We start from the raw sequence: 17,668 nt of genomic DNA, 5'->3' as shown, positions 1-17,668 counted from the left end.
TGGAGATTAAATTGGGCAAAGACTGACTAAATGCTTCGATTGTGTAGCTCGCGAATTCCGGTAATACCTTACTTCCTGATGAATCGGTAGACGTACTTCACATTATTCCTTTCAGTTTCAACCAACATGACTTTTTCAGTGCTGGATTTAATTGAAAACAATGCCAACGTAACTTCATTGAAGCAATTACTCTCTTCATACCCACAAGGCCTAGATTCATATTTATAAATTTTCAAGGTTAGTGTGGGAGCCTCCCACGGCCGTATAGATTCTGTTTTATCAAAAGCCACTAGTCCTTCTACACGGCGTGAAAGCAAGAAATTGTATTGGCTGCGTTCATTCTCTTCGTAAATTCCGGTAAATTCGTAACTACTTACTTCACCTGTCCTTGTGATCGTAGAGTCTAGCTCCAAAGACAACGAGGCTTGGATGTTCTTGGAGGCATTGATTCCGTTCACAGTGACCAGGTCGGAGGTCCATAGACCACTGTAAGGGTGGCCGAATGGCTTTTCCGGCTGCAGGCCCTCCTCTTTCTCGCAAGAGAAAATGAGTAAAGCACACAGCAAAGTGAACAATACTTGTTTCATGGGGCTGAGTTTGTAAAGGGCAATAGTCAGGCCCGCGACGATCTGTCGCAACGATTGAGTAAGCATGTTTGAATGAATTTGGTGCGTTAAATAATAATGATTCTTAAAATTACCCTATAAAAACGATACTATCTAGTGCAAAAGCCATTGTGGATGAATCGGGAGGTATTGTGGCGGAGTACTGTGTAGACAAGCCTTCAAGTCGGTTAATTACTGTGTAAGTGGAAGGATTTCCTTCCGATTTCCGTATTCATATAACTCAACCGCAGCATATTTGAATCCCTTTTTGCGAAGGCTTGAGGCCAAGGCGCGGGCTTCCTCTTGTGTCTTTATGCCGGTAATCAGCACCCGGTAAGCAGGTAGTTTTTTATCGGCGTACTCCACCGCTATTTTTCCATATTGATTCAGGGATTGAAATTTGGAAGTGAAGTCCTCTGGGCGTGAAAAAAAACTGATGTGCACAGCAAAATACCTTTTTGCTAGTGGAGGGGTAGAGGAATAAAAGGTGTATTGATCAAAGCTCACGTCACTCCTTTGTTGGTGAGGCAAGGAGAAAGGCAAGGTAGCTGGTTTTCGGGGTTCAGGTGTTGGCTGAACTGCCTTAGCAGAGCGATAAATGGGTCGAATGTACTGGCGGGCCTCGTTTATGTCGATAAGCCGTATTTCGGAAGAATTGGCAGCATAAGTAGTAGCACCGGATACAAGTGCAAAAAGAAAGTGATCAATCTCAGGATTGAAATCTTTGCGCCCAGGATAGAAGTACTTATTTAAGGCCTTCCTATAATGCTGGATTGCTGGATCAGCTAGCATTTCCTTAGAAAGTGACTGAGCTTTATCGCCCACCAATGTCGTTTCCAAAAAGAATAAGCTAGCAGAATCACCAGGTTCGAGTTTGAACCCTAAAAAGGCGTGGTTTTTGGTCAGAACCAGGGACGAGGGGATATCAACCGACTGGACGAGAGAGGCCAAGAAGGTGGTTCCATCGATGCAGTTTACCTGAGTTTGTGCCTTAGTATCTTCAAAAATCCGAATACGTTGACTAAAAACCTTTCCTCCGGCATGAGAGTTTTGTCCAGTATTTGTTTGGTTAGAATAGGTGTATTTCCGATGTCTCATCCAGCTCCATAACGAATACACCTCGGCCAATGCCACTTCGGGACCATGCTGCAGGCCAACGAATTTTTGCGATAAGTTCAGCGATTTTATCTCCTCACGGATAGCAGCTATTTCTGGGTGGCCCTCGTTGACAAACGCGGCACTGAGTATACTCAAATCAAACGTTTCACCCGAATCATCTATAAACTGCATTGGACAAGTATCTAAGCTATGGATATTGGCTGTCACCGTTTTTACTGATACTTTCCCGTTGATGCTAATGCGAAAGGTAAAATCGATGGGGGTAGCCATCATTAGTGCCCTTAGTTTTTCGTAGTTCCAACTCACTTTTGGGTAAATCTTAACCTCCTCCAGCTTCTCCTTGATTACTACCGAATGCTCAGCTCGATTTGTGTAAGCGGTGGGATCAATCACAACCGTGATATTTGTATTGGGTTTGGGCTTGCGTAAGATGATACCAAGAACTCCCAGAGGGTCCCCCTCATAGCCTGGTTCTGTGTTTTTTTGGTTCAACTCAAAGCTATTGGCAGCAGTACTTAATAACCAAGAGCCAAAAATTTGGCCGTGCCAATCGAGCAGTGGTTCCCATTGTGCTGCTGAACGCGGTTCAGCAGCAGCTGTGGATTCTTGTTTGGGACTCAGGACACCCGGGAACATGGTTAATTGTACAGACTCTTGTCCTGAGCTCCATTGAGCAATTAGGGCTAAGACGAGGATAAAAAACCAGCTTTTTTTCATGACCTATTAATTTTGAGTTAGATGGGTAATGTGTTTGTTTCTACTCAAAACTAATAAGCGGAAATTTGCCCTGGGAAGCAGTGGATGAAAAACGGGGACTTATGGATGGGATAGAATGATTTTGTTTTTATAAACATTCTTGAGGGATCTGGATGGGCTGTTGAACTGGAATAGGCTTGTTCATTTCAGTTCCTTTAAAGCCTGAATCTTCGCCGATAATTGGTAGTTTTTATTTTGGTTGTGGTCGGCTTTGAGTTGTCGGCGCAAGGCGATGAACTTGGTGGATTTGTACTGGAACGGTGATGGGTGCCTTTAGAAGGCAGCCACGTAGGGCTGCCACCATCGCCATTAAGTTAAGCATCAAGCAAGCTTTGTAAAAAACGGGGAAAAGAGGAACTTGTGAAAAATTCCGTTAATCATGCGTTCCCCCCTTCCCACTTATCTTAATGGCTTGAGACATTTTCCTAGCTATGCTAAAACGCAAAGCCAACACTATTTTGCCAGACCAGGAAAGGATTTCACCCGTACAAGAATTCTGCACCTGGATCGGGTGGTATGGCTGAGCATTAGCTTACTCAAAAGTACACTTTGTGTGGAACTTGACCAATTTTTTAGTTGGCTGGATTGCAAGGAAACTTCACCGACTAAAAGTGCTTTGGTGCAAGCGCGGCAAAAACTCTTGCCCAGGTTCTTTAAAGATATGTTCGAGTTGAGTGTGAGCCTTTTTTACCAATGCTTTAAGGTCAAGCGCTGGAAAGGGCTCCGTTTGTGGGCCAGTGATGGGACGGGTTTGCGCTTACCAGAACAAGAGTGCTTAGGCGTTGAATTTGGGAGGGCTTTTAATCAGCATGCTGCCGTAGTTTCCACTCGACTTTTGGCTTGTTATGATCTGCTCAATCAGCTCATTACGACGGTAACGTTTCATACCAATCAAGTTTCGGAAGTAGTGGTAGCCATGCGCTCCATTGCTCAACTTCCATCAGATGTGCTCATGGTCTATGATCGAGGTTTCGCCTCACACATTATCCCCTTTTTGCATACTCATTTTGGCTCTAAGTGCATCATTAGACTCCCTTTAGGCTTCAATGCTAGCACCAAGCGTTTTGTCAATTCTGGCCTTAGAGAGCAAATCATTACGGAGAAACTTACCAAAACGGCTCGCAAATCTTTGCAGGAATTAGGCTTGGAACATCTTGCACAAACCCACATTACTTATCGCCTGATTCGCGTCTTTTTGCCCGATGGACAAATCGAAGTGCTACTCACCACTCTACTCGATCAAAAGCGCTTCAAACAGGCTCATTTTGCTGAGCTTTATCGCAAAAGGTGGGGCATCGAATCTTGCTTCTTTGTCCTTAAGTCCTTTTTTCAACTCGCCAACTTCTCCGCTTATACCGTCAATAATTGTTGGCAGGACATTTATGCCCACTTCATTTTGTACAACATCCAATCTGCTTTATTTGCCTCTAAACAAACTAAGATCAAAACTATTAACCACAGACGATTGCACAACTACAAACCCAATCGCAATATCACCCTGGGGCTCCTTAAACGTTTTTTAGTCAAATTTACTCTCCGACCCTTTACTCAACTCAAGCACTGGCTCAAAGATTTTTATCGCCAAATGTTTCAATCCATGGAACCCGATCGCCCCCCCAAGCCCAAAGCCCGTGCCAAAAGGCGTAAAATCAGAACTGATCGCCATAGCTATGAAAAAAATTACCGCCCCGCTCTATAAAGGCTTTTTGCCTTGAATTATCAACTAAATCCGCAATTTAGCTTGTCGTACTCCTTTGTCTTAGTGAAAATCTAGGCTACAACCTTTTTTGGATCTTAGTATAGATAAAAAGCTACCGCCATCTTTTTTTTGTGAAAAAATTTACCCGATAGCTTTTTATCTTTACTTGAGCCCTATCACTCGCTTAACTTAATGGCGATGAGGCTGCGCCTACACTAAACCAGTTGTAGAACGAATAGCCACGGTACCCAGCAAAAATCTCAATGGCATTGGATTCGGTTAGGAACTTTTTGTAAGAAACAGATGTGGGATAACCCAAACGCAAACCAATTGCAGAATTGTAAGCTTGAGCATGAATCGCGTTACTGAACAAAACAGCACCCAAAAAGGCGAACAGGAAAAACAGTTTTTTCATTGTATAATAGTTTTAGGTTTAACAAGCGTAGTTGTTTGTGAAGGTTGATTTCCGGGCAACCGCAAGGTCAGACAAGGTAAACGGACAAAAAGTTGCGATCAATACAAGACAGGAGGACTTTTAATGCCGGAAAATTACTACTTTTTCTCATCAACATGCAAGCAATATCTGATGAAAAAAGCGTTATGGAGGATAAACTGGTTCTAAAATCAGACATATCTTTCCTAAAACTAATTTGGAAACGGAAAAAAAATTAATTTCACTTTCTGAATTGTTTAAAAGGGCCGCCATTAGGGTAGCCTCTAAAAAGGGCAGCCACAAAGGCAGCCCCGACTAGTGCCTAATTATGAAGCAACCCGTAATTTTTTTGGCTTTTGCCAATGACAAAGATGATCACCTGCCCCTCCTCGACGAGGAACGCAAGGTCATTAACGGGCATTTGCTTCCCCTTGCCAATCAACAGTACCTGCAATTGGTCATTGAGCCCAGCGCTACCACTGCCGACATCAGCCGCTTTGTAACCGACCTCAAAGACCGCATCAATATCTTCCACTACGGGGGGCACGCAGGAAGTAAAGAAATCCTTTTGCAGGATCAAACAGCCAATTCCGATGGAATTGCCCAGTTGTTGGCCTTGCAAAAAGAATTAAAGGTGGTTTTTCTCAATGGTTGTTCCACACGAGCTCAGGTAGGGCTTTTGCAGGAGCTGGGAATTCCAGCCATCATTGCCACCTCTATCCCCATTGCGGATCAAGCCGCCCGGACCTTTTCGGACGTATTTTACCGGGCATTGGCAGAAGACCATACCCTGGAAGAAGCTTATAAACTTGCGGCAGCCAATCATTTGATGACTACTGGTCAGGCGGCAGGCATCAATCGTGGTCTGCGGGTGCGCAAAGAAGAAACTGACCCACTTCCCTGGGGGCTCTACATCACCGAAGGTAGAGAAGCCGTGCTGAACTGGAAGATTCCCCGGCAAAGTGCAGGTTCTTTCATTGTGCGGGGTGCAGGATTGAAATACCAAAGTGGGGTGGTGATCAACCAAAAGCTGGTGATGGCCATTGCCAATGCCATTGCTCCTCATAGCCGCAGCATTCAGTTGATTTTGGACGAGGCCAAATCCAAAAATCGCGAGCCCAAAATGCGCGACTTGCGGGTTGCTGTAATCGACTCCTTCCCCACCCCAATTGGCATGCATTTGCGCAAGTTGTTGATTGTGGAGGAAATCGGCACGGATCGACTCCAAAAAATTGTCAACCTTTATCAGGTGTCGGCCCAGTTTTTGGCTTATGTTTTGCTGGCTCAGGTGTGGGACGAAAAGTTCAACAACCCTGATTATCCAATTCTGCCCATTACCCAATCGACGCTAAAAACGTTTTTGTCGCTACCTGCCGCAGATAGCCCAGCGTATAACTTTGTCAACCTCATTGAGGCCTTGGGGGACACGCTGGCGGAAAGCAAAACCCCCTTGTTTGTAGAGGAATTCAACACCTTGCGCAAACAGTATCAGGAGGAACCGGAGTTAAAAACCGCCGTGCTTTTCCTGGAAGAAATGAAGCGTGAACTCATGGGGGCCGTAGCCGCCGATGAGATTGAGAGTTTTTGTGTGCAGGGAGAAGACAAGCTCTGTGAAATTTTTAAACACATTGGTTTTGCCGCCAAATACACCCTGGCTACCATTAAAACGATTGAGCTGATCAAACCCCGGCATGAAACCCCACGGTTTCGGCACAACCTGGTCGTACTCAATCAACTGACTGCTGCTATTGGGGTACTGGACGATGTACTCGAAACCGCGGAATACACCGACAACAACTCGGTGATTTTAATGCGCGACGAAGAAACGGTTTCTCCTTCGTTGAATTTGTCTCCATTTATTTTGGACGAAAACGCCCTATCCGGCCAGCAAAACTCTAAATTGTTCTTTTTTACAAGCTATGAGAACAAACAAATCAACTTTACCCTGATCGATAATTTAAAAGACAGCCTCAACATTACCAGGGACAACTATCCCCTGGTGAGCGAGCTTTTTGATGGCTTCATCAATAAATTTAAGGTATGACCCGTACACCTTTCAAGTTTTTGGATGCTTACGGTAAAGCAGATACCGAAATCTTCTTCGGACGTGAAGAAGAGGTGGAATCGCTGTACCAAATGAGTTTCCAAACCAACTTAATGCTGGTGTACGGTGTATCGGGTACAGGTAAAACCAGTTTGGTACAATGCGGTCTGGCGGGAAAATTTGAATCCAGTGATTTGTTCGACATTACCATCCGCCGCAAAAACAACCTGAACGACTCTTTTGCTGAGGAGTTAAAAAAACACGACCTGGAAAAATCATTTGAGGATGGCTTTGCTCCCGATCAAATGATTCACTCCTTGTACCTCGACTATTTGCGGCCCATTTACCTGATTTTTGACCAATTCGAAGAACTGTTCATCCTCGGCTCCCCACAGGAAGAGGCCCTTTTTGTCAAAACCATCAAAAAACTCCTGGCCGCTGAACTTCCCTGCAAGATCATCATCGTCATCAGGGAGGAATACCTGGGGCATTTGTCGAGTTTTGAAAAAATAGTACCCCAAATTTTTGACAAACGCCTGCGGGTAGAACCCATGAGCCGGAACAATGCGCGCCGGGTAATCGTCAATACCTTACAAAATGACAAGATCCACGTAACCCTCAGCAATGAGCAGGTTGCCGATACCATCATCGACAAGGTCACCGAAGGAATGGGCCGGGTACAACTCACTTATTTACAAGTTTTTCTCGACAAGTTGTACCGGGTGGCAGCCTTACGGGGCGGTACCGAGATTATTTTTGACAATGAATTGGTCAACGATGTAGGCCGGATTGAAGATGTGCTGCGCGATTTTTTGGACGAGCAACTGGATGTCTTTGCTCAGGAGGTAGATACCAAAGAACTGGGACTCAAATGGCTAAAGCTATTCGTATCCGACAAAGGCACCAAAATTCCGATCAAACGACAGGATGTAGAACGCGCCATGCCTGAACTGGGCCGCATCAAACACTTCAACTACCTCCAGTTTTTTGTCAATCACCGCATTTTACGGCCCCTGGACAGTGACCAATACGAACTGATCCACGATAGCATCGCCTTAAAATTGTCCCAAACCAAAACGGCGGGTATCCCCATGCCCCTACAAGTACCCGCACAACAATTGCCAGCCAATCCATTCCTGAATTTTGCCCCCTATGGCCCTGAAATGGCCGAATTGTTTTTTGGGCGGGACAAGGAAATTCGGGAATTGTTTGATAAGGTCATCAACGATACTGCTGTGCGCTCTACGCTGGTTTTTGGCCCCATTGGAGTTGGAAAAACCTCCCTGTTGCGTGCAGGTTTAATCCCTAGGGTGCAGCAGTTGTTTCGTACTGCCTATCTCGCCCTGAGTCGGGAGATGTTTGATTCCACGCTCTTTTCTGAGCTTTTTCTAGGCCCACCTAACAAAAAAGAAGCCCCACGGCTTCTGGAATTGTTTTTTGGTGCGGACGCAGCAAGCATCAACACCGAAGAGCGCAAAATACTGGTGCTCGATCAGTTGGAAGAAGTATTCATCTGGGTGACGGAAACAGTCCAATTGGAGTTTTTTTACCGCCACCTCGCCTACCTGATCGATGGCACACAAAATTGTGACCTGGTTTTGGTGATTCGGGACGAATTTTTTGCCAATTTGCAAGACCTTGAATCTTTTATCCCAGGTATTCTTGAGGAACAAATGCGCGTTAAACCCTTGGATCGGTTTAGTGCCGCCGAGGTAATCCGCCGCAACTTGCATTTTGCCAAAATTGACCTGGACAATGAACAGGTAATGGACCGCCTCTTGCAAAACGTGACCGAAGGTGACGGCAAAATCAATTTGACTTTTTTACAATTGTACATGCATAAATTGCTGATAGCTTGAAAAAAATCACACTGGACAGCCTCGACCAAATCGGGACTGGCAACAACATTGTGGAAGACCTGCTCGACCAGCAAGTGCGCGAAATCGAATCCATCCTGGGCGAAAAATACCGGGGCATGGGCAATAAGGTTTTGTCCATGTTTGTACAAGGTGGGAATCGGGTCCAGCTCAGCCAAAGCACCATTGCCGAGGAATTGCACCATAAAAAAGCCCTCGGCCCAATGATGGTCCAGCGCATCCTGGAACAAATGCTCCAGGCCAACCTGCTGCACAAAACACCTGGTGGAAAATTCGAACTCAGCAACAACCTCCTGGCTCAACGCGCTTTTCAAAAAGTAGAAGCCGAAAATCGGGTGTTGCGCACCATGCGTTCCAATATTCGCGACCGCATGGCACGCAAGGAGTTGCTGGATGAGCATTATTTAAACTACATCACTTCTTCCCTGGATTTGTTGGATTTGACGCAAGAAGAGTATGGATTTGTAGATGAATCCCGGGATACCATTCAGCGAAAAAAAAGACGGCGTGGATTTTTGTTGACTTTGTTTGTTTCTGTGCTCTCTTTGATGGCCTTTTGGGCTACACTTCAAACTTGCGAAACCCAACGTTATGCTAAGGATTTGGAGAAAAGCAAAGATTTGATTGAATTGAAAAATGATAGTTTGAAGAAAGCAAATGACGAAGCTAATAGATACGCGGCAGATGTTGTAATTGAGCGCGAAGACGCGGTTAGAGAGGCAGCCAGAGCAGATTCTTTAGCAAAAGTTGCTACTGCAAATGCCGCCCGCGCCAATGCCGAAGCCGCCCGTGCCAACGAAAATGCCAAAAAAGCTGAAGCTGAAAGGAAACGAGCCGAGAGCGAAAAAAATAGTGCCATTAGCGCCAGTCAAGCAGCACTCAGAGCCGAAACCGCTGCCAAACGCTCCGCCGAACGCGCAGAAGAACTGCGCATAGAAGCCGAAAAAGCTGAAAAAAATGCCCAAGATGCCCGCCAACGGGCCATAGTTTTCAGCAATGCCGTAGTTGCGCTCAATGCTGCCCTGAAAAGTCAAGAGCTCGATGATCCCCGTTTGCAGGCGCTCGTCGCCCGGCAAGCCTACAATATCGTCAGTGAATCACCAGAACTGGGGCTCACCCGGCATCCCTACATTTACAATGCACTGTATTATGCAGTGAAAGATGTAGACAACAACCTTCGTTTTCGCAACAAAGCCCATCAAGGCTCGGTACGCGACATTGTTTTTCAGGATGATGGCAAACGTTTTTTTACTACAGGCAGCGATGGCCAGGTGGTACAATGGGACATCAATGAATGGAACGCCCTGGGCGTGCCCGCTCACCGGCAAACGCGCCTGCCTTTGGAAGGGGACGCAGTGCACAATTCACTGGCCTTGAGCCCCAGTGAAGATCGTTTGCTCGTAGGTGGTGAGCTAGGTTTTCTGCAAGTTTACAACCTGAAAAATAAAATGGTTAAACGTTTTGACTGGCCCAAAGGGAAAAGCACCGAAGAAATCTTTTCGGTAGGTTTTCTCAACAACAATGGGGCTTTGGTCGGAATTGGCCGCAGTCATTTTTATTACCTGAAGGATGAAAATACCGCCATTGCGGATGTTCCTAAAGCCAGTTCCCGAGCCAGTACTTTTTTAAACACCAATCAGGGGCTTATTGCACTTACAGTACAGGTGCTGTATGAAGAATTGACCAAATTCAACATTGAGGGTTTGATCAATGGGCGTTTGTACCGCCAGGAATTTGGCACCCGGCAAATCAATGCCCAAAGCAAATATGGCAACCTCACTTCTATTGCGGCGCAGCAAGCAGGGGGAGAAGGTTTGTTGGCCATGGGATTTCAGAATGGGCAAATTGTGCTAGGGAAAATGAACGTGAATACCTTGGCGATGCCGGAAGCGCTCGTCTCCTTATTCAAACAAAATCAATCCCCTATCGTCGACATCACCTTTAGCCCTAATGGGCGTTATCTGGCTACTGCCAGCCTGGACGGTCGGGTAACCATCTGGGATTTAAAAATTGCAGAAATAGATCCTACTTACCAACCCTTGCTGTTGGAAGATCACGAAGGTTGGGCTACTTCGGTTTGTTTTACCCCCGATGAACGGTTCCTTTTGGTGGGCACCAAAAACGGAGAAATTGCCTTCTGGAACCTCGAACCCCGCGTTTATGCCGAGCATTTGTGCAATCAATTGCGCATCAACTACCTCAGCCCACGGTACGATCAAATGGAAGACAAGGATTGGCGCCGCTTTTTTGGTACAGAAATTAAACAACAACGGGTATGTGGCGGAAATTAAACAATCTGCAAGTGGGGGCTTTTTGGCGCAAAGTGGTGCTTGGTTGTTGCTTTCTGCTGGTGCACTGTGGAGCCTTGGCGCAAGTTGACAGTTGCCAGGAACGCCTCATTCAAGCCAGCCAGTTGTACGAAAAGGGTAAACTCAGCCAGGTCATCCAAACCCTGGGTAACTGCCTCTACAACCACGATGAAAGCAGGGTAACCCGTCGCAATGCGCTCAATATGGCCGCGGAGTCCTTTATTTTTATGGACAGCCTACGCCTCTCCCAACACACCTTGCTGGAGCTTTTGCGTCTCGACCCTTTTTTTAAGGTCAACAAAGACATTCCCGAAATGCGTTATCTGCGGGAGCAAGTGGTCACCTATCCTTGTTTGGAAATATCCGGTTTTTTTGGCCCCAACTTACTCACTAGAGCTAATTTTCAAAGTGCAGAGGTTTATCCTGGTGGCACGCTGACCAGTCGTAAGTTTAGCCTGAAGGGAGTAGATGACGATTTTGATGTCAGTTGGGGCTTCAATGCAGGAATGGAACTTGGACTTGCCCTGAATCGACGCTCCAATTTTGACCTGCATTTTGGCCTCGATGTTTCTCATTATACCTTCCGCTATGTCCAGGAGATGGACAATGTGCCCAATTTTGACAAGGAACTCGATCTGGCCAGACTCTTCATTGCTGAAAAACATTTTTGGCTGCGGGCACCCCTGTTTTTGTCTTTCAATTTGGTGCCGCGTGAAAGCATTGTCGAACGACACCTGATCCCCTATCTAAAAATTGGGGCCAGTTACGATCACCTGCTCCGGCAAACCGCAAAACTGAGTTCACTCAAGTTGAGTTTTCCGCCAAATGACACTTCCACTGTTAACCCTGGCACGCGAATTGGGGATTATCGCCAGTCCAGCAATGTCTCTGTTCTGGTCGGGGCAGGCGTCAAATTACACCTCCATCGTTTTTTCTTGCTGCTGGATGCACAATATTCCCAAATGTTGCGAAATTTGCGCAGTACTACAGCCGAACGCCTCAGCATTGATGAGCATCGGTATGTAGACAATGATTTTACCCTCAGCAATTTTAACCTTCGTCTGGGCTTTGGTGTCTTTTTGTTCCGGGCCAAAGTCAAATAATCGCAAGACCACATTTTTTCTATCCTTTTATCCACTGCAAACGTTTGCGTGTTCCGGGAATGGGGTATGGCATGTCAATATTCAGGATTTTAGCCTTACCTTTCGGGCGTGTTATCGTTCACAAAATTGAAATTTTATGGTTGAGCATTTGAATGACGGCGGAGTCAAACTAAAGCGAATTTTTATTGAATCACGCTTGCCAGAAGAACTCGAACCCCTACAGGAAATGGCCAACAACCTCTGTTGGTGCTGGAGTAATGATGCTACCGAGCTGTTCAAACAAATCAGCCCGGAGCAATGGGAAGTTCTCAATTACAATCCGATCGCAATACTGGATCAACTCTCGATGGACAGAGCCCAGGAGTTGTTGAAAGATAAGGCTTTTATGAGCCTGATGGCCAAAGCCCACACTTCCTTCAAAAAGTACCTGGCGGAAGAGCCCAAAGCTGGATCGCCCAAGATCGCGTATTTCAGCATGGAGTTTGGTTTGCACATCTCGGCACGCCTTTATTCAGGTGGTTTGGGGGTCTTGGCAGGTGATTTTTTAAAAGAAGCCAGTGACGAAAACGTCAATATGGCGGGCGTTGGTTTGTTGTACCGCTACGGCTATTTTGAGCAAAGTATTTCGTTGTACGGCGATCAGGTCAACAACTACGCACCCCAGGAGTACACCAAAATGCCAATGCATCCGGTGCGGGACAAAAATGGGGAATGGCTGAAAATTGTTGTTGACTTGCCTGGCCGCCAGGTATTTGCTAAAGTATGGGAACTGCCCGTTGGCCGGATTCCACTGTATTTGTTGGACACAGACCTCAACGAAAACAACTGGGAAGACCGCAGCATTACCCACCACTTGTATGGCGGCGACAAAGAACATCGCCTTAAGCAGGAGATCCTGCTGGGAATCGGGGGAACCCGCGCGCTGGAAGCACTCGGTTTTGATGCGGACATTTACCACTGTAATGAAGGCCACGCTGCCTTTATGACTTTGGAGCGCACGCGGGGGCTGATTCGCAACCACCACCTCAGTTACCAACAGGCAACGGAAGTCGTTCGCTCCTCTTCTTTGTTTACCACTCACACCCCAGTTCCTGCCGGACACGACTATTTTACCGAAGACCTGTTGCGCAAGTACATGTCCGAGTATTGCCATCAATTGAGCTTGAACTGGCACGATTTTATGGCCCTGGGGCGCATCGACGCGCACAACAATGATGAACCTTTCTCCATGAGCCACCTGGCCATTCACCTGTGCCAGGAAGTAAACGGGGTAAGTGAATTGCATGGGCTGGTTTCGCAACAAATGTTCAAGCCCATGTTCCCTGGCTACAACCACCAGGAATTGCATGTAAGCTTTGTAACCAACGGGGTACATTATCCAACCTGGGTTGCCAATGAATGGCACAAATTGTATGTGGAATATTGCGGTGATAAATTCCTCAAGGATCAGTCCAATTTGAAGTTGTGGGAAGGAATTCAAAAAATTCCGGCAGCGCGGATCATGGAGATTCGCAAAAACCTAAAAACCCGCCTTTTGCATTATGTAAAAGACAAACTCAAATCCGAATTGACCCGCCGTGGGGAAAAGCCAGGTAGCATCTTTGAGGTGTTGAACAACATCCCTGAAAATGCACTGGTGATTGGTTTTGCCCGCCGTTTTGCTACCTACAAACGCGCCCATTTGTTGTTCCAAAACCTGGAGCGCCTGGCCCAAATGGTAGGAGACAAACAACGCCCGGTGATGTTCATTTTTGCGGGTAAGGCCCACCCTGCAGACCAGCCTGGCCAAAAATTGATCAAAGACATCGTCAACATTTCCAAACGCCCTGAATTTGCCGGAAAAATCCTCTTTCTGGAAGGGTACAATATGGAAATGGCGCGTTTGTTGGTTCAAGGTGTCGACATTTGGCTCAATACCCCAACGCGCCCATTGGAAGCCTCCGGTACCTCCGGGATGAAAGCGGCCATGAACGGGGTCATGAACTTCAGCGTCTTGGATGGCTGGTGGGCCGAAGGATACCGCGCCGATTCAGGCTGGGCACTGCCCCTGGAAAACACCTACGATGACCCCGTTTTGCAGGATGAACTGGATGCTGAAACCTTGTACAATACGTTTGAGGAAGACATCATCCCAACCTATTACAAGCAAAATGCGGATGGCATTTCTGAAGAATGGGTTCAATACATTCGCAACATCATTTCGAAGGTGGCACCACTGTTCACGATGAAGCGCATGATGGATGATTATTTTTCCCGTTTCTACAATAAGCTGAACAAGCGTGGTGGCCAATTCAAAAAAGACCAGTTCAAGGAGGCCAAAGTGATGGCAGACTGGAAAAAATTGGTATTACAACGCTGGGCGGGTATCCATTTGGTTGATCGCGATATTTTTGACACGGACAATTACTCTTTGACCCTCGGCGAAAGCTTCAACGTTGGGGTAAAGGTTTATTGCAACGGGGTCAAAGCGGAGAACCTGGGTGTAGAAATCCTATTCTTCAAGCGCAAGAGCGAAACCGAACTGGAACTACGCAGCACCTTCCCGCTGGAATTGACCGATGGCAAAGGCGACATTGCGACCTTCAGCTCTGAGATCAACCCACATATGTCGGGTGTATACGAATACGGTTTCCGCTTGTATCCAAAACACGAAAACCTGCCACACCGCCAGGATTTAGGTCTGATTAAATGGTTGTAAGTGCGCATGGCTTTAGCCGTGGAGGTGTGTATGTGTAGGCAACCCATGGCTTTAGCCGTGGGAGCCACAAGATAGGGTGTGGGTGTGAAAGTGTGAACGTGTGGGTGTGCGCCCGCAACCCATGGCTTTAGCCGTGGGAGCCACAAGATACAAACCAACCCACGAATTCATTCGTGTGGAATGAAGAAATGGCGAACGGAGTCCCCGTTCGCCATTTGCTTTTCATAATACGTTCGTCCATACAGGTTAAAATCACTAACTAGGGGTTTTCTTTTTTCGCGGGGACCTTCATCCCCGCGAACCAGGGGTAAAGTACGTCAACCGGAGTTGGGATAAATAGGTGTAATAGATGTATAGGTGTTAGGTGTTTTTTAAGGTCAAAAATTAACTGGTTTCCTGGGGTTGGCCCACGATTGCTCGTGGGCCGTCAAACGGGTTTTTAGGTGTTTTGATATGCGTTGTTTTGGGATCAACTGATAAAAAAAGCCTGGGGTGTAGTGATTATGAATTCCTCATAGTATGTTCGTGTACCTTGTTTTCTGATCACGATTCAAAGGTATTCCGAAAGCCCTGCCCAGGAAAACCACCAAGTGCCCTAAAATCGGAATTCTGGCGCATAAAACAGCGCCAATTTGATGTGCAAGTCGACAAAACAATCTTGAGTAAAAAATTCACAAATCGTTCATTTTAAATATCTTTCGACTTTATTTTTCTTGTATCTTTTATTTTTTCAGGTAAAAGCTTTAGTTTTTCGTTTCGAGTTTCAAAAGGAGAGAAAAAAATTTAAAAAAAATGATTTTCTCTCCAAAAAACGTCCACACAGGTTATGAAAGACGATTTGTTCAGCTTAATCCAGGCAATGTCGCCCGCGGAAAAGCGCTATTTTAAAGTCAATTCCAAAAAGCTCAGTGGAGAAAAAGTCCAGGCTGACTATGTAGACTTGTTCGAGTTGCTCAATAAAATGGAGGAACTGGACGAAGCCAAATTGCGAAAGGTATTTGACAAACGCCTGGCCGATACTTGTGCCTACCTGTATGAGGCAATCTTGCGCAGCATGCGCGCTTACCGCAGCAAGCGTTTTTTGTACAGCCAAATCAAGGACAAAATCATCGACGCTCGTTATTTGCTGGATGTAGGCCTGCCAGACCAAGCCGAATCTTGCCTGGACGAAGCCAGGCAGATGGCCGAAGATAGTTGTGACACACTCTCCCTGCTGGAAGTCAATCGGGAATACCGCAAATTGTTACGCCGTACCTTTACCCAGGACAAAGAATCGAACCTGCTCGGCCTTACTGAAGCCCAAGGCTTTTTAGAAGCACAGGTGCAGGAAGAAATTTGGGCACTAAGCAATAGCGACAAGGTTATAGTAGAAACCAATCGGGTCATGCGCAGTGAAAACCGCGCTGATATGGAGCGCCTGCGCAAGCAATTTGCCAGCTTGTTGGATGTCAACAGCACACCTCAAGCCATCCGGGCTCAATTGACCTATTTTCAAATTCGAGCCGTTTTGTTTTATTACCTGGGCGAAATCAGTCAGGCCTATGCAGAAGGAAAAAAGGGATTGGCACTTTGGAAAGCCTTTCCAGTACTGCAAGAGGAAGAACCTTTTTCCTACATCAATGATTTAGCCAATCACCTCACCTTAGCCATTCAGCAAAAGGACTACATTGAAGCTGCGGCCCTTCAACAACAACTGGAGCAATACAAGCCCCAATCGGTGCATGAGGAAGCCTGGTGGTTTCGCAAAAGTGTGGGCAATGACCTTTTGCTCCGCACCAACATGGGCAACATTGAAGGGCTGGAAAAAATGGAGGAAAAAATCCGGCTTGGTATTCAACGTTTTGACATCAATATCTCTGGCCAATTCCACTTCTACATCAACCTGGCCATCCTGCAATTCATTGCTGGCAACTACCAGAAATGCCTGGAATCCTGTGAATTGATCGTTCGCCAGTACCAAGTGAAAGACCGTCAGGACACCCGCGTAATTGCCGGGTTATTGCGGGTAATGGCTATGTATGAATTGCAACACGACGATTTTGAAAACGCCCTGCGTTCTAGTGACCGTTTGATGGAAAAAGAGGAAATCAGCTTTTTGGAGGATTTTGAACAAACCATCCTGGGTTATCTGCGCACCTTGAATCGAGCCCCGGATCGGGAAAAACGCCCCATTTGGCAAAAGATGGAACAGTATTTGGCGGACAGCAACAATAGTTTATTGGAAATCGCTACTCTGCTGAGGGGTTGGGTAGCACTGCATTTGACGGGGGAACCGATTGTAGCAAGGATGCAGCGGGAAGCGAAGGGGCATAAATGATTAGGTAAAAAATAAGCCTAACTCAAAACCTCCCTAATCCGCGCCACCCCATCCTCATATGAAGCTCCCACCGGAATTTCCACCCCGTTCACCCAGACCTGCTGTCGGGCAATTTTGCCTACGTGTTTTACGCCTACAATAAAAGAGCGGTGCACCCGCACAAAATCCTGCTCCGGCAAGGCTAGCAGCGCCTCCGGTACATTTTGCCTACACATCAACTTACGGTCCTTCAACACATAAGTCATGTAATTTCCTGCGGCTTCGATGTAGAGGATGTCCTTGAGGTAAACCTTTTCCTCTTCGTAACCAGTTTTGAGAAAAATGAAGTCTGGCGCTTCTTCCCCACGTACATTTTTCATTTCCAAAGCTTTGTTACAAGCCTTGGTGAAACGCGCCAAGGAAAAAGGTTTGAGCAAATAATCCACTGCGTCCAAATCAAAACCCTGTACTGCATACTCGCTATAAGCCGTAGTGAACACCACCAAGGGGCCATTTTTCAAGATTTGGGCAAATTCTATCCCGGAAATATCCGGCATTTTGATGTCCAAAAACAGCAGGTCAACCTTGTTTTGCTGTAGAAAGGGCAAGGCCTCAAAAGCATCAACAAAGCTGGCGCGCAGGTCCAAAAAGGGCACCTTGGCCGCGTGCATTTGTACAACCTCCAGGGCTTTGGGTTCGTCGTCGATGGCAATGGCACTTAACTTCATG

11 protein-coding genes are annotated in these 17,668 nt (G+C 46.5%); 7 read left to right on the top strand and 4 right to left on the bottom strand.

The window, feature by feature from the left end:
• Positions 1–68 precede the first annotated feature (68 nt).
• Together SFV55_RS01440 and SFV55_RS01435 are read right to left on the bottom strand one after the other, a co-directional pair.
• Positions 69–587, bottom strand: coding sequence for a hypothetical protein (locus SFV55_RS01440; RefSeq protein ID WP_320027665.1), 519 nt, complete (start codon positions 585–587; stop codon positions 69–71).
• 210 nt (positions 588–797) lie between these two features.
• Positions 798–2,441, bottom strand: coding sequence for an SPOR domain-containing protein (locus SFV55_RS01435; RefSeq protein WP_320027664.1), 1,644 nt, complete (start codon positions 2,439–2,441; stop codon positions 798–800).
• A gap of 418 nt (positions 2,442–2,859) precedes the next feature.
• On the opposite strand from SFV55_RS01435, the gene SFV55_RS01430 reads away from it, so the two are divergent.
• Positions 2,860–4,179, top strand: a complete 1,320-nt coding sequence (locus SFV55_RS01430; RefSeq protein ID WP_320027663.1) for an IS4 family transposase — start codon at positions 2,860–2,862, stop codon at positions 4,177–4,179.
• A gap of 184 nt (positions 4,180–4,363) precedes the next feature.
• On the opposite strand, the gene SFV55_RS01425 is transcribed toward SFV55_RS01430, so the two are convergent.
• Positions 4,364–4,594, bottom strand: a complete 231-nt coding sequence (locus SFV55_RS01425; protein ID WP_320027662.1) for a hypothetical protein — start codon at positions 4,592–4,594, stop codon at positions 4,364–4,366.
• 346 nt (positions 4,595–4,940) lie between these two features.
• Here SFV55_RS01425 and SFV55_RS01420 point away from each other — a divergent pair, with 346 nt between their 5' ends.
• The 6 genes from SFV55_RS01420 to SFV55_RS01395 all read left to right on the top strand — a co-directional run bounded on the left by SFV55_RS01420 (position 4,941) and on the right by SFV55_RS01395 (position 16,960).
• Positions 4,941–6,656: a CHAT domain-containing protein gene (locus SFV55_RS01420; RefSeq protein ID WP_320027661.1), complete on the top strand. Its 1,716-nt coding sequence runs from the start codon at positions 4,941–4,943 to the stop codon at positions 6,654–6,656.
• Positions 6,653–8,515, top strand: coding sequence for an ATP-binding protein (locus SFV55_RS01415; protein ID WP_320027660.1), 1,863 nt, complete (start codon positions 6,653–6,655; stop codon positions 8,513–8,515). The genes SFV55_RS01420 and SFV55_RS01415 overlap by 4 nt, the downstream gene beginning before the upstream one ends.
• Entirely contained in the window at positions 8,512–10,824 is a 2,313-nt protein-coding gene (locus SFV55_RS01410) for a hypothetical protein (protein ID WP_320027659.1), read from the top strand. Before SFV55_RS01415 ends, SFV55_RS01410 begins: the two co-directional genes overlap by 4 nt.
• Positions 10,809–11,945, top strand: a complete 1,137-nt coding sequence (locus tag SFV55_RS01405) for a hypothetical protein (protein WP_320027658.1) — start codon at positions 10,809–10,811, stop codon at positions 11,943–11,945. The genes SFV55_RS01410 and SFV55_RS01405 overlap by 16 nt, the downstream gene beginning before the upstream one ends.
• Before the next feature lie 136 nt (positions 11,946–12,081).
• Complete coding sequence (glgP, locus tag SFV55_RS01400; protein WP_320027657.1) at positions 12,082–14,643, top strand: alpha-glucan family phosphorylase; 2,562 nt, start codon at positions 12,082–12,084, stop codon at positions 14,641–14,643.
• Between the two features lie 826 nt (positions 14,644–15,469).
• Entirely contained in the window at positions 15,470–16,960 is a 1,491-nt protein-coding gene (locus tag SFV55_RS01395) for a hypothetical protein (protein WP_320027656.1), read from the top strand.
• A 17-nt stretch (positions 16,961–16,977) separates the two neighbouring features.
• On the opposite strand, the gene SFV55_RS01390 is transcribed toward SFV55_RS01395, so the two are convergent.
• On the bottom strand, positions 16,978–17,667 hold the full coding sequence (locus SFV55_RS01390; protein WP_320027655.1) for a LytTR family DNA-binding domain-containing protein: 690 nt from the start codon (positions 17,665–17,667) through the stop codon (positions 16,978–16,980).
• Position 17,668 lies beyond the last annotated feature (1 nt).

Source organism: Haliscomenobacter sp., assembly GCF_033763495.1.
GTDB lineage: Bacteria > Bacteroidota > Bacteroidia > Chitinophagales > Saprospiraceae > Haliscomenobacter.
This window is presented reverse-complemented; position numbering and strand designations above follow the sequence as displayed.